Consider the following 935-nt stretch of genomic DNA (forward strand, 5'->3'; position numbering starts at 1 on the left):
CGGCGTCGGCCGACCCGTCCGCGCCCGGCCCGTACGCGGCCGGCTACGTCGACGCCACCGTCAGCGCGGCCGGCCGTTCCTTCTCGGCGCGGATCACCTACCCGGCCACCGCCGCCGGCAAGGGCCAGCCGGTCGCCGCCGGCCGGTTCCCGGCGATCGCCTTCGGCCACGGCTTCCTCCAGTCGGTGTCGAAGTACTCCTCGACGCTGTCCCACCTGTCGACCTGGGGGTTCATCGTCGTCGCCCCGACCTCGCAGGGCGGCCTGTCGCCCAACCACAGCGCCTTCGCCGACGACCTGAACGCGGCCCTGACCTGGACCGTGACCCAGGACACCACGGCCGGTTCCCGGTTCGCCGGGCACGTCGCCGTCGACCGGCTGGGCCTGTCCGGGCACTCCATGGGCGGCGGGGCGAGCATCCTGGCCGCCGCCCGCAACCCGCGCGTGGTGACGGTGGCGAACCTGGCCGCCGCCGAGACCAACCCCTCCGCCGTGTCGGCCGCGGCCGGCGTCACCGTCCCCGTGCAGCTGATCGCCGGCGAACGCGACGGCATCGCGCCACCGGCCGACCACCAGCGCCCGATCTACACCGCCAAGCCGCCGGCCAAGCAGCTGCGGACCGTCAGGGGCGGCTCGCACTGCGGCTTCATGGACAGCGGCTCGCTCTTCTGCGACAGCGGCTCGATCAGCCGGACGGTCCAGCTCCAGCTGACCCGACGGCTGCTCACCGAGTGGTTCCTGCGCCACCTGGCCGGCGACACGGCCTACGACGAGGCGGTCTGGGGCACCCCGGCCCGCACCGACCCGCAGGTGATCTTCGAGGGCGTGCGCTGAGCGACCGGGCCGGGGCGGGCGGTCCCGCCCCGGCTCAGGCCAGCGGCAGCGTGGTGGCGATCGGCCAGGCCAGCAGCACCGCGCCGACCAGCGCCGGCAGCC

Annotated in this window: 1 protein-coding gene; it reads left to right on the forward strand. The window is 75.5% G+C overall.

Annotated elements, in window-relative coordinates; translation table 11 throughout:
- On the forward strand, window positions 1–833 hold an 833-nt coding region (locus HUW36_RS33535; protein ID WP_174531663.1), incomplete at its 5' end, for an alpha/beta hydrolase family protein.
- Window positions 834–935 lie beyond the last annotated feature (102 nt).

The sequence above is a fragment of the Micromonospora maritima genome, assembly GCF_902825405.1.
Classification (GTDB): Bacteria; Actinomycetota; Actinomycetes; order Mycobacteriales; family Micromonosporaceae; genus Micromonospora; species Micromonospora maritima.